We start from the raw sequence: 11,596 nt of genomic DNA on the forward strand, positions 1-11,596 counted from the left end.
CTGTCCGATGCCTGATCCGCGGGATCAGTACCAGTTGTGCGCCTGCCAGAACGACCACGCGCCGCACGGGCTGCCGTAGCGCTCGTTCATGTAGCTCAGGCCCCACCTGATCTGGGTGGCCGCATTGGTGCGCCAGTCGGCACCCGCGGACGCCATCTTCGAGCCGGGCAGGGCCTGGACCAGGCCGTACGCGCCGGAGGAGGCGTTGACCGCCTGCGGGTTCCAGCCGCTCTCACGGGTCACGATGCTGGAGAAGCACTGGAACTGCGCGTCGCCGACCATCTGCCGCGCCATCTCCTGCGGGCTGCCGCTCGGCACCGCCGCGGCGGTCGCCGTGCTCTCCTGCGCGGCGCGCGGGGAGGCCTGCTTCTGCTGGGGTATCAGCGCCCGGCGCTCGTGGCTGCGGTTGGCGGCCTGCTGCTCCGCGCGGCGCTGCTGGGCCTCGGCGGCGACCCGCTCCGCGTGCGCCTTGTGCAGGGCGACGACATGGGCGACGTGCCGGGCGTGCGCCTTGGTCCTGGCGGTGACCTGGGCGATGTGCTGAGCGTGCTTCTTGAGCACCACGGCCTGGTGGGCGACGTGGGCGGCGTGCTGCTCGGTCACGGCGTTCACGTGGGCCACGTGCGAGGCGTGCGCGGCCCTGGCAGCCTTGGCGGCCTTGGTGGCGGCGGCCTGATCGGCCTGGGCCGTACCGGCACTCCCGGTCACGCCGGTGATCGCCAGGACGCCCACACCGGCCGCGGCGATACCCGCGGCGGAGTACTTGTGGGCCTTGGTCAGACGGTCGAGAGACGGGATCGTCGGGAGCTGCATGGGGGAGTTACCTCTTCCATTCGGCTGCGCTCCGCTCTGCACAGGCAGAGAGAGGCGCCACGTGTCCAACGCGGCGCGGAGCGACCCGAGCATTCTTAGCCCGCGGGAAATTCCCGGGCAAAGTCAGGTATTACTACCCGAAGTCGTAGACGGCGGGCCGCCCCGTGCCGGCACATGCCCCGTTTCCGGGTGGTCCGGCGCCTCTCGGACCTACTAGCCCGCTTCGTACGTGACGTACGTCCTATGCGGTGCCTCACAAGCGCATGGCGCTGTGTGGCATCTAGGTGACCGTGCGTACATCGCTCTCCCGCCGTTTCCCGGACGTTCCGCGCGTTCCGGCCCCGGCGGTGCGCACGCGGCCGGCACACCGCGGCCGCAAGGGCATTTCGGCCTAGGTCCGCGGGACCGGTCCCGCCGGGTCCCACGGCCGATCCCGGATGCCCACCTCGCCAGTACGGTGAAGCCATGCACAGCCGGTCATCCCGTCGCGGTGTCGAGGCGGTGAGCGCGGCCGTACTCGCCATGAGCAGGCACCTGGAGGTTCGCGAGGTCCTGCAGACCATCGTCGCCTCCGCCCGTGAACTGCTCGACGCCGAATACGCGGCGCTCGGCGTACCCGACGACCACGGCGGCTTCGCGCAGTTCGTCGTCGACGGTGTCAGCGACGAGCAGTGGCGGGCGATCGGCCCGCTGCCCCGCCAGCACGGCATCCTCGCCGTGATGCTCCACGAGGCCGGCCCGCAGCGGCTCGCCGACGTGCGCGCGGATCCCCGCTTCGGGGGCTGGCCCTCCGCCCACCCGGAGATGAGCGACTTCCTCGGCATGCCCGTGGTCGACGGCGACGAGATCCTCGGCGCCCTCTTCCTCGCCAACAAGCGCGGCCCACGGCCCCCCGGCTGCGGGCCCGCCTTCACCGGCGAGGACGAGGCACTGCTGCGCACCCTGGCCGCGCACGCAGCCATCGCCCTCACCAACGCCCGCCTGTACGAGCGCAGCCGCGAGCTGACCCTCGCCGGCGAACGCGCCCGCATCGCCCACGAGCTGCATGACGCCGTCTCGCAGAAGCTCTTCTCCCTGCGGCTCACCGCCCAGGCCGCCGCCGCGCTGGTGGACCGCGACCCGGCCCGCGCCCGCGAGGAGTTGCGGCAGGTCGCCGCACTCGCCGCCGAGGCCGCCGACGAACTGCGCGCGGTCGTCGTCGAACTGCGCCCCGCCGCCCTGGACGAGGACGGGCTGCTGGCCACCCTGCGTACCCAGGCCCAGGTCCTCGGCCGGGCGCACACGGCGCACGTCTCCTTCAGCCACGGCAAGGTGCGGGCCCTGCCCGCGGCGCAGGAGGAGGTGGTGCTGCGCGTCGCCCAGGAGGCCATGCACAATGCGCTGCGCCACGCCGACGCGAGCGCGGTGACCGTGCGCCTGGAGGCCCGCGGCAGGGGAGCGGTGCTCCGGATCACCGACGACGGCCGGGGCTTCGACCCCTCGGCGGTACGGCGTGCCGGACGCCACCTCGGCCTGGTCTCGATGCGGGACCGGGCCGACGGGGTCGGCGGCGCCCTGACGGTGGAGTCGGCGCCCGGCAAGGGCACCGTGATCGAGATGGAGGTGCCCGGTGGGTGACCCGGGGAGCGACGGCCCGGAGGGCTTCGGGGAAGGCCTGGACGCGGGGGAGGGGCGGGCGATCCGCGTCCTGGTGGTCGACGACCACCAGGTCGTCAGGCGCGGCCTGCGGACCTTCCTCGAGGTGCAGCCGGACATCGAGGTCGTCGGTGAGGCGGCGGACGGTGACGAGGGCGTGCGGCGTGCCGAGGAACTCGTGCCCGACGTGATCCTGATGGACATCAGGATGCCCGGCACCGACGGCATCGAGGCCTTGCGTCGCCTCCGCGAGGCCGGCAGCAGGGCGCGGGTGCTGGTGGTCACCAGCTTCACCGAGCAGCGCACCGTCGTCCCCGCCCTGCGCGCCGGTGCGGCCGGCTACGTCTACAAGGACGTGGACCCCGAAGCGCTGGCGGGCGCCATCCGCTCCGTCCACGCGGGGCACGTGCTGCTGCAGCCGGAGGTCGCCGACGTGCTGCTCTCCCAGGAGGAGCCGGGTTCCGGTCAGGGCCGCGGAGGCACGCTCACCGAGCGGGAGCGCGAGGTGCTGTCCCTGATCGCCGAGGGCCGTTCCAACCGGGAGATCGCCCGTGCCCTGGTGCTGTCGGAGAAGACCGTCAAGACCCACGTCTCCAACATCCTGATGAAGCTCGACCTGTCCGACCGCACCCAGGCGGCCCTGTGGGCCGTCCGGCACGGCATCGGGACCTGAGCGCGGCGTGGTGAGCGGTGCCCTAGCGGTAGGACAAGCCGATCGTCGCCGTCCGGAGTGAGATTCATACCGTCGGGTGTATGTCGCCCGGATGGCGCAACCTGGACGCGTCTGCCCCGTTCTTCATGGCGTGCTGCGGCGACTGCCGCGGCGCCACATGCAAGGAGGGTCAAGAAAAGTGAAGAACCTGCACAAGGTCGCCGCCGTCACCATGGTCGCCGGAAGCATCGCCCTGGTCGGTGCCGGTGCCGCCTCCGCTCACAGCGGTGGTGGCGCGCACGCCGACGGTGTCGCGAAGCACTCGCCCGGCGTGGTCTCGGGCAACACGATCCAGGTGCCGGTGCACATCCCCGTCAACGTCTGCGGCAACACCATCAGCGTGATCGGTGTGCTCAACCCGGCCATCGGGAACTTCTGCCTGAACAAGTGACCATGAGACCGCGGCCACGCCGCGGTCCGGCAGTGACCACCGGCCCCGGAGGACCACCTCCGGGGCCGGTCTCGTTTTCCGCTCATTTCCGCCCGTTACTGACTGTTCCCGCCCATGAGTTCCGCCGTACGGAGGTTTCCTGCGGCGGGGCCGTGTCACCGCCCCGGTCACCGCGTTGCCACAGTGCGGCCCCGCGACCTGGGACCGCGTCATCACAGGAGGAACAGCTCTCATGAACAGCGCCAAGAAGGCCGCCCTCGTCATCGCCGCCGCCGGTACGGCCGCCGCCGGCACCGCCGGTACCGCGTTCGCCGGCTCCCACGCGGGCGGCGCGGCCGTCGGCTCGCCCGGCGTGCTGTCCGGCAACGTGATCCAGGTGCCGGTGAACATCCCGGTCAACATCTGCGGCAACACCATCGACGTCATCGGGCTCCTGAACCCGGCGATCGGGAACGTCTGCTTCAACGACTGATGCCGCGAGGGCCCCGTGGACGATGCCGTCCACGGGGCCCTTTCCGTGCCGCCCCGGCGGGGCCGGGCCTCAGCCCCGACGCCGCTCGGCCTCCTCCACGAACGCGTTGTAGGCCGCTACCTGCGCCCGCCGCGCCGTGCGTTCCACCGGCCGCAGCAGTTCCGCCCGTGCCGCGATCTCCGAGGCGCTCACCGCCCCGCCGTGCTCCGACTGCGCGCCCGTGGCGATGGTCACCAGCGCGCCGACCCGCTGCGCCAGCTCCAGCACCCGTACCGCCCGCGGCGGATAGCCCGGCGCCAGCACCTCACGCCCGCGCTCGGCACGCCCCCGGTAAGCCTCCAGCGCCGCCTGGGCCGCCGGACCGGCCCCGGCCACGTCCAGCCGGGCCAGCGCCGCCGAGGCGTCCCGCAGGGCCTCCGCGAGCTCCCTTTCGGCCTCCCCGAGGGAGGGCACGTCCGCCGGGGGCGCGTCCCGCACCTCCAGGCACTGCCACTCCACCCCCACGTGCACGTCCCCGCGCGGGCCGACCTCTGTGACCTCCGGCACGAAGCCGATGGGGGGCCCGCCCACGGCGACGACCGCCTCGCCGGCCGCCATCGCGCGGGCGTTGAACTCGGGGGGCCCGCTCAGCCCCAGCGGGTGGCCCGGTACCGGCAGCGCGACACGCAGCCCGGTCACCCCCAGGGCGCGCAGCCTGCCGAGACCGAGAGTGAGCCCCACCGGGGCGGACTCCCCGGGCAGCCCGGCCATCCGGTGGGCCGAATCGCCCGCGATCACTTCCTGAGCGGCGTCATCCGGTGCGGCAAGTCCGGCAATGAGGGCATTCCCCCAAGCCGCCAACCGTCCTGAGCGAGGTTCATCGAGCATCCCCCCAGCCTAAGGACTGGGGCAGGGCGGCCGTGGCGTAGATTTCCCTGGGGGCGGTGCCTACAGGCGCCCGCGACGGCAGACATGCGATCGGGAATTGGGAGACAACGCGCTCATGAGCGATGTTCTGGAGCTGGTGGACGTAACCGTGGTCCGAGACGGCCGGGCTCTGGTGGACCAGGTCTCCTGGTCGGTCGCCGAGGGAGAGCGCTGGGTGATCCTCGGCCCGAACGGCGCCGGCAAGACGACCATGCTGAACATCGCGTCCAGCTACCTCTTCCCCACCTCGGGCACGGTCCAGATCCTCGGCGAGAAGATGGGCAGTGTCGACGTCTTCGAACTGCGGCCCCGCATCGGCATCGCGGGCGTCGCCCTGGCCGAGAAGCTGCCCCGCAAGCAGACCGTCCTGGAGACCGTGCTCACCGCCGCCTACGGCATGACCGCCCACTGGCGGGAGAGCTACGAGCAGGTCGACGAGGACCGGGCCCGCGCCTTCCTGGACCGCCTCGGCATGAGCGACTACCTCGATCGCAAGTTCGGCACCCTTTCGGAGGGCGAGCGCAAGCGCACCCTGATCGCCCGCGCCATGATGACCGACCCCGAGCTGCTGCTCCTCGACGAGCCGGCCGCCGGTCTCGACCTGGGCGGCCGCGAGGACCTGGTGCGCCGGCTCGGCCGGCTCGCGCGCGACCCGATCGCCCCCTCCATGATCATGGTCACCCACCATGTCGAGGAGATCGCCCCCGGATTCACCCACGTCCTGATGATCCGTCAGGGCAAGGTCGTGGCGGCCGGCCCCATGGAGACCGAGCTCAACTCCCGCAACCTGTCCCTCTGCTTCGGCCTGCCGCTCGTCGTCGAGCGCCGCGGCGACCGCTGGTCCGCCAACGGCCTGCCCCTGAAGTAGGACCGGGCTCGGGGGAGAGCGGTCGCACCCTGTCACAGATCCACTCCGGCCCCTACGATGGACGTGTGGACGACTGGTTGTGGTGGCTCATCGCCGCCGTGGGGCTGGGTATCCCTCTCGTGGTGACCGCGATGCCCGAATTCGGGATGTTCGCGGTCGGTGCCGTCGCCGCCGCCGTGGCGGCGGGGCTCGGCCTGGGCATCACACCGCAGGTGCTGATCTTCGTGATCGTCTCGGTCGCGGGCATCGCCGTGGTGCGTCCGCTGGCCAACCGCAGTCGCGCGCAACGGCCCGAGCTGCGCAGCGGCATCGACGCGCTCAAGGGCCGCCAGGCCGTCGTCCTCGAAAGGGTCGACGGACAGGGCGGCAGGATCAAGCTCAACGGCGAAGTCTGGTCCGCCCGGGCCCTCGACTCCGGCCGGCACTTCGATCCGGGCGAGAGTGTGGACGTCGTCGAGATCGAGGGCGCGACGGCCGTCGTGATCTGATCCGGCCCGAGCCCCGCACCGGATCCGGAACGGGAATTCGCCGAACCCGGCCCGCCTCCCGCGGGGGTCTGCCAGACTTGATCATGTCTTCGTACTGACAGTCAGCAGCAAACGGCGTGGGAGTGGACGTGCAGCCGATCATCATCGTCCTGATCATCCTGGTGGTGCTCGTCTTCATCGCGCTCATCAAGACGGTCCAGGTCATCCCGCAGGCCAGTGCCGCCATCGTGGAGCGCTTCGGGCGCTACACCCGGACCCTGAGCGCGGGCCTCAACATCGTGGTGCCGTTCATCGACACCATCCGCAACCGCATCGACCTCCGCGAACAGGTCGTGCCCTTCCCGCCGCAGCCGGTGATCACCCAGGACAACCTGGTCGTCAACATCGACACGGTCATCTACTACCAGGTGACCGACGCGCGGGCCGCCACGTACGAGGTCGCCAGCTACATCCAGGCCATCGAGCAACTCACCGTCACCACGCTGCGCAACATCATCGGCGGCATGGACCTGGAACGGACACTGACCTCGCGCGAGGAGATCAACGCGGCCCTGCGCGGCGTTCTGGACGAGGCCACCGGCAAGTGGGGCATCCGCGTCAACCGCGTCGAGCTGAAGGCGATCGAGCCGCCCACCTCCATCCAGGACTCGATGGAGAAGCAGATGCGCGCCGACCGCGACAAGCGCGCCGCGATCCTCACCGCCGAGGGCATCCGGCAGTCCGCGATCCTGACCGCCGAGGGTGAGAAGCAGTCCGCGATCCTGCGCGCGGAGGGCGAGTCCAAGGCCGCGGCCCTGCGGGCGGAGGGCGAGGCCCAGGCCATCCGCACGGTCTTCGAGTCCATCCACGAGGGCGACCCCGACCAGAAGCTGCTGGCCTATCAGTACCTGCAGATGCTCCCCAAGATCGCCGAGGGCGAGTCCAACAAGCTCTGGATCATCCCCAGCGAACTCAACGACGCGCTCAAGGGTCTCGGCGGCATCGTCAACCTCCCCGGCGCACCCGGCGCCGGCGGCGGGACCAACAGCGAGGGCGGCCCCCGCCGCGAGGCCCCCCGGCTCGACAAGGACTGAAGCGCCGTCCGGCGCGCCACCCCGCCTGTGACATGATCCGTGCGCTCCCCTCGACCTCGACGGCGGGGAGGAGACGCACCGATCATGGAGGCCGCAATGTCGCTCTGGGAAGCCCTGGCCGTCCTCACGGCGGGCGTCGCCGCCGGCACGATCAACACCGTCGTGGGATCGGGAACGCTGATCACCTTCCCGGTCCTGCTCGCCGTCGGCCTGCCGCCCGTCACCGCCAACGTGTCCAACACCCTGGGCCTGGTCCCCGGCTCCCTCAGCGGCGCCATCGGCTACCGGCGCGAGCTGCGCGGCCAGCGGACCCGCCTGGTCCGGTTCGGCGCCGCCGCAATGTGCGGTGGACTGGCCGGAGCCGTGCTGCTGCTGGCCCTGCCCTCGGCGGCCTTCGACACCATCGTCCCGATCCTCATCGGCCTGGCCCTGGTGCTCGTCGTCGTGCAGCCCCGGCTCTCCCGCGCCCTCCAGGCCCGCAGGGCCGGCAACGGCACCCAGGCCCCCGAGCACGGCGGTGTCCTGCTGCCCCTCGGCCTGCTCCTCGCGAGCGTCTACGGGGGCTACTTCGGCGCCGCCCAGGGCGTCATATACCTGTCCCTCATGGGCGTCCTGCTCGACGACAGCTGGCAGCGCATCAACGCGGCCAAGAACGTTCTCGCGCTGATCGTCAACGGCGTCGCCGCCGTCTTCTTCCTCTTCGTCGCCGACTTCGACTGGACCGCGGTCGGCCTCATCGCCGTCGGCGCCGCCCTCGGCGGCGTCATCGGCGCCCGCATCGGCCGCCGGCTGCCGCCGACCGTGCTGCGCGGCGTCATCGTCGTCGTCGGCATCGCGGCGATCGTCCAGCTGCTCGTCAAGTAACCGGACGACCGCCGCGCACGCCGGTCACGCCGGGAGCGCGAGCCACTCCGGCACGTGTCCACGGTCCTTCAGGCCCAGGGCCAGCAGCAGCGCGTCCGCCGGTGTCGGCTCGAACGGCTGCGTCAGCAGCCTCATCCCCGCCTGCTCCGGAGTACGGTCCGCCTTGCGGTGGTTGTCCTCGGCGCAGGAGGCCACGGTGTTCAGCCAGGTGTCCCCGCCCCCGCGTGAACGCGGCAGAACGTGGTCCACGGTCGTCGCCCGCCGGCCGCAGTAGGCGCACCGGTGACGGTCCCGCACCAGCACCCCCCGCCGCGACCAGGCGGCCCGTTGTCGGAAGGGCACCCGCACGTACCGGCAGAGCCTGATCACCTGCGGCACCGGCACCTCCACGGCCGCCGCACGGATGCGCAGTCCGGGGTGGGCCTGCTCGACCACGGCCTTGTCCTGCATCACGAGCACTACCGCGCGCCGCAGCGACACCGTCGACAGCGGCTCGAAAGTCGCGTTCAGTACCAGCGTCTCCCGCATTTCGCCCACCCCTCTGGTCCGTCCTCGCCGTGCGGCGAAGTGGCTCCACTGTGACCGGGCCATACCCATGCGGACAACGCAATTTCCGCACGTGAATGCGAACAGGAGGAAACGGGAAGCGAAACGGACACCTGCCCGCCACCCCGCGGTGCCCGCCCCCGTGGGGAACGCGGGCGCCGGGGGCGCGGCAGTCGGCGCGGACGCCCGGGCGCATGACCGGACTCCGGCGAACAGCGGGCATGTCGCGCGGCGAGAACCGCACAGCGCAACGCCCCGCCGCCCCCGCCACTGCGGTGCCGACTCCCGGTGACGGTTGGGTCACCAGGCAGACACCACTGTGCGTGCGGGAGCGCCGGGGCGCAACGCAATTACCGGCCGCGGGAGGCTACGCCCCCGGGTTCTCGTACTCGCCGATCACATGGGCGCGGGCCAGCGCGTGGAAGCGCAGGTTGAAGCCGACGACCGCGGGCGACACGTCGGCGTCCGGGCCCAGCTTCTCCTGGTCCACCGCGTACACCGTGAACACATAGCGGTGCGACCCGTCCCCGGGCGGCGGGGCGGCGCCGCCGAAGTCCCGGGTGCCGTAGTCGTTGCGGACGTGCGCCGCGCCCTCGGGCAGCCCCTTGAAGCCCTCGCTGCCGGCTCCGGCGGGCAGCTCCGTGACGGACGCCGGGATGTCGAAGAGCACCCAGTGCCAAAAGCCGCTGCCCGTAGGCGCGTCCGGGTCGTAACAGGTCACCGCGAAGCTGCGGGTCGCCTCGGGGAAACCCTCCCACCGCAGATGCGGCGAGAGGTTCCCCTCGGCGTGGACCTGGTCGTCCTTCAGGGTGCCACCGGGCTCGATGTCGTCGCTCACAACCGTGAACGACGGCACCGGCGGGTGGAAGTCATGGGGGAGCGGTCGCCGCTTCTGCTCGGTCACCACGGTTACCTCCTGATCGCGAAAGCGCTGTCCCCGGCCGATCCTAGAACCAGTTGCGCTTGCCACCGACCTCGGCCAGCCACTGGTTGAGGTACGCCGCCCAGTCGGTGGCCTGGAAGTTGTTGAGGTCCATGGTGAACGAGCGATAGGCGTCGCTGCCCTCGCTGAACAGACCCGGCTTCTTGTCCATCTCCAAGATGACGTCCATCTCGTGGCCGTCGGCGACGAAGCTCAGCTCCACCTGGCTCATCCCGCGGTACTGCTGCGGCGCGAAGAACTCGATCTCCTGGTAGAAGGGCAGTCGCTGCCGGGTGCCGCGGATGTGGCCGCGCTCCAGGTCCGCGTTCTTGAAGGAGAATCCCAGCCGGCCGAACGCGTCGAGCAGCGCCTGCTGCGCGGGCACCGGGTGCACGTTGATCGGGTCCAGGTCACCGGAGTCCAGGGCGCGGGCGATCGCCAGCTCCGTCGTCACGCCGACATTCATCCCCGTCAGGTGACGGCCGAGGAAGGTCGTGATGGGGGTCTCCCACGGGATCTCCAGCCCGAACGGCACCACGTGCACCGCACCCGGCTGCACCTCGAACGCGCCACCCAGCTGCTGCCGGTGGAACTCGATGTCCTGCTTGTACTCGGCGTCCTGGCCCTCGACCTCGACCCGGGCCTGCAGGCCCACCGACAGCCCTTCGATCCGCTGCGGGACCGAGCCGCCCTGGATGCGCACCTCGCCCTGGACCACACCGCCCGGCACCACATTCGGCTCGCCCAGCACGGTCTCGACCGACGCGCCCCCGGCACCCAAGCTCGCAAGCAGCTTCTTGAAGCCCACGATGTCCCTCTCCCTTTACTGGCGGTTGCCTCGGTCATTACGAACGCGGCCCCACCCCGAACGGTTCCATTACTCTCGTACCGCATGATCGCGGCTCCCGAAAGCATCCCCCTGCACCGGTCCTTCTTCGACCGCCCGGTGCTCGAGGTCGCCCCCGACCTCCTGGGGCGAATCCTGGTGCGCACGACGGACGACGGTCCCATCGCGCTGCGGCTCACCGAGGTCGAGGCCTACGCCGGCCCCGCGGACCCCGGCTCCCACGCCTACCGGGGGCGCACCGACCGCAACGCCGTGATGTTCGGACCACCCGGTCACGCATACGTCTACTTCACCTACGGCATGTGGCACTGTCTGAACATCGTCTGCGGCCCCGGCGGCAACCCCAGCGGAATCCTGCTGCGCGGCGGCGAGATCCTCGAGGGAGCCGAACTCGCCCGCACCCGCCGGGTCAGCTCCAGGCGCCCCCACGACCTCGCCCAGGGGCCCGCCCGCCTGGCCACCGCCCTGGACGTCGACCGCGCCCTCAACGGCGCCGACGTCTGCCCGGACGATCCCGCGGACTCCCCCTTCCGCGTCCTGGCCGGCACCCCTGCCGGCCGCGCGGCCGTGCGCACGGGCCCGCGCACCGGCGTCGGTGGGGAAGGTGCGGCCCATCCCTGGCGCTTCTACATCGACGGGGACCCCACGGTCAGTCCCTACCGCGCCCACACACCGCGCCGCCGCGCCCAGGGAGGCGCAAAAGGAGTCGAGGGGAACGCGTAGTCTCGGTAAGACTCCGTACGCAACGGGTACGAGGCACCGACCGACTCTAGGAGACACGAGAACCGTGACGGACATCGTCGACGAGCTGCGGTGGCGAGGGCTGATCGCCGTTTCCACCGACGAGGACGCACTGCGCAAGGCGTTCACGGACGGCCCGGTCACGGTCTATTGCGGCTTCGACCCGACGGCGCCCAGCCTCCACCTCGGCAACCTGGTGCAGATCCTCACCATCCGGCGGCTCCAGCTCGCCGGGAACCGGCCGCTGGCCCTCGTCGGCGGCGCGACCGGACTCATCGGTGACCCCAAGCCCACTGCCGAGCGGACGCTGAACGACGC

General features: G+C 71.4%; 15 protein-coding genes (1 of these 15 running past the window's edge). 10 read left to right on the forward strand and 5 right to left on the reverse strand.

Annotated features, from left to right (window positions below; all coding sequences use genetic code 11):
- Window positions 1-24 precede the first annotated feature (24 nt).
- Window positions 25-813 carry an aggregation-promoting factor C-terminal-like domain-containing protein gene (locus RV983_RS27820; RefSeq protein ID WP_475988462.1) on the reverse strand — a complete coding sequence of 263 codons (789 nt, stop codon included), beginning with the start codon at window positions 811-813 and terminating at the stop codon, window positions 25-27.
- A gap of 465 nt (window positions 814-1,278) precedes the next feature.
- On the opposite strand from RV983_RS27820, the gene RV983_RS27825 reads away from it, so the two are divergent.
- The 4 genes from RV983_RS27825 (at window position 1,279) to RV983_RS27840 (ending at window position 4,023) form a co-directional block, all read left to right on the forward strand.
- Window positions 1,279-2,430, forward strand: coding sequence for a GAF domain-containing sensor histidine kinase (locus RV983_RS27825; RefSeq protein WP_475988463.1), 1,152 nt, complete (start codon window positions 1,279-1,281; stop codon window positions 2,428-2,430).
- A gap of 37 nt (window positions 2,431-2,467) precedes the next feature.
- On the forward strand, window positions 2,468-3,121 hold the full coding sequence (locus tag RV983_RS27830; protein WP_475990477.1) for a response regulator: 654 nt from the start codon (window positions 2,468-2,470) through the stop codon (window positions 3,119-3,121).
- Between the two features lie 178 nt (window positions 3,122-3,299).
- A complete protein-coding gene (locus tag RV983_RS27835; RefSeq protein ID WP_475988464.1) occupies window positions 3,300-3,551 on the forward strand; it encodes a chaplin in 252 nt (83 codons plus the stop codon).
- 232 nt (window positions 3,552-3,783) lie between these two features.
- Window positions 3,784-4,023 carry a chaplin gene (locus RV983_RS27840; protein ID WP_319661295.1) on the forward strand — a complete coding sequence of 80 codons (240 nt, stop codon included), beginning with the start codon at window positions 3,784-3,786 and terminating at the stop codon, window positions 4,021-4,023.
- A 69-nt stretch (window positions 4,024-4,092) separates the two neighbouring features.
- Here RV983_RS27840 and RV983_RS27845 read toward each other — a convergent pair whose 3' ends face one another.
- The gene (locus RV983_RS27845) at window positions 4,093-4,890 is read right to left on the reverse strand and encodes a hypothetical protein (protein WP_475988465.1); all 798 of its coding nucleotides are present in this window, start codon (window positions 4,888-4,890) and stop codon (window positions 4,093-4,095) included.
- A gap of 115 nt (window positions 4,891-5,005) precedes the next feature.
- Between RV983_RS27845 and RV983_RS27850 the strand changes: the two genes are divergently transcribed.
- From RV983_RS27850 to RV983_RS27865, 4 genes are all read left to right on the forward strand, one after another.
- Window positions 5,006-5,797, forward strand: coding sequence for an ABC transporter ATP-binding protein (locus RV983_RS27850; RefSeq protein ID WP_475988466.1), 792 nt, complete (start codon window positions 5,006-5,008; stop codon window positions 5,795-5,797).
- A 77-nt stretch (window positions 5,798-5,874) separates the two neighbouring features.
- Window positions 5,875-6,285, forward strand: coding sequence for an NfeD family protein (locus tag RV983_RS27855; protein ID WP_360912457.1), 411 nt, complete (start codon window positions 5,875-5,877; stop codon window positions 6,283-6,285).
- A gap of 128 nt (window positions 6,286-6,413) precedes the next feature.
- On the forward strand, window positions 6,414-7,358 hold the full coding sequence (locus RV983_RS27860) for an SPFH domain-containing protein (protein ID WP_475988467.1): 945 nt from the start codon (window positions 6,414-6,416) through the stop codon (window positions 7,356-7,358).
- Window positions 7,359-7,454: 96 nt separating this feature from the next.
- Entirely contained in the window at window positions 7,455-8,222 is a 768-nt protein-coding gene (locus tag RV983_RS27865; RefSeq protein ID WP_475988468.1) for a sulfite exporter TauE/SafE family protein, read from the forward strand.
- Between the two features lie 24 nt (window positions 8,223-8,246).
- On the opposite strand, the gene RV983_RS27870 is transcribed toward RV983_RS27865, so the two are convergent.
- The 3 genes from RV983_RS27870 to RV983_RS27880 form a co-directional block, all read right to left on the reverse strand.
- Window positions 8,247-8,750, reverse strand: a complete 504-nt coding sequence (locus RV983_RS27870; protein ID WP_475988469.1) for an HNH endonuclease — start codon at window positions 8,748-8,750, stop codon at window positions 8,247-8,249.
- A 385-nt stretch (window positions 8,751-9,135) separates the two neighbouring features.
- Entirely contained in the window at window positions 9,136-9,672 is a 537-nt protein-coding gene (locus RV983_RS27875) for a YbhB/YbcL family Raf kinase inhibitor-like protein (protein ID WP_475990478.1), read from the reverse strand.
- A 43-nt stretch (window positions 9,673-9,715) separates the two neighbouring features.
- Window positions 9,716-10,498, reverse strand: a complete 783-nt coding sequence (locus tag RV983_RS27880; RefSeq protein WP_475988470.1) for a sporulation protein — start codon at window positions 10,496-10,498, stop codon at window positions 9,716-9,718.
- 84 nt (window positions 10,499-10,582) lie between these two features.
- Here RV983_RS27880 and RV983_RS27885 point away from each other — a divergent pair, with 84 nt between their 5' ends.
- Both RV983_RS27885 and tyrS read left to right on the forward strand, forming a co-directional pair.
- A complete protein-coding gene (locus RV983_RS27885; RefSeq protein WP_475988471.1) occupies window positions 10,583-11,260 on the forward strand; it encodes a DNA-3-methyladenine glycosylase in 678 nt (225 codons plus the stop codon).
- Between the two features lie 64 nt (window positions 11,261-11,324).
- On the forward strand, window positions 11,325-11,596 hold the beginning of the coding sequence (tyrS, locus tag RV983_RS27890) for a tyrosine--tRNA ligase (protein WP_475988472.1). It continues 994 nt past the right edge of the window; only the first 272 of its 1,266 coding nucleotides appear in the window; the start codon lies at window positions 11,325-11,327; its stop codon lies beyond the right edge, outside the window.

Source organism: Streptomyces sp. RLA123, from assembly GCF_056270165.1.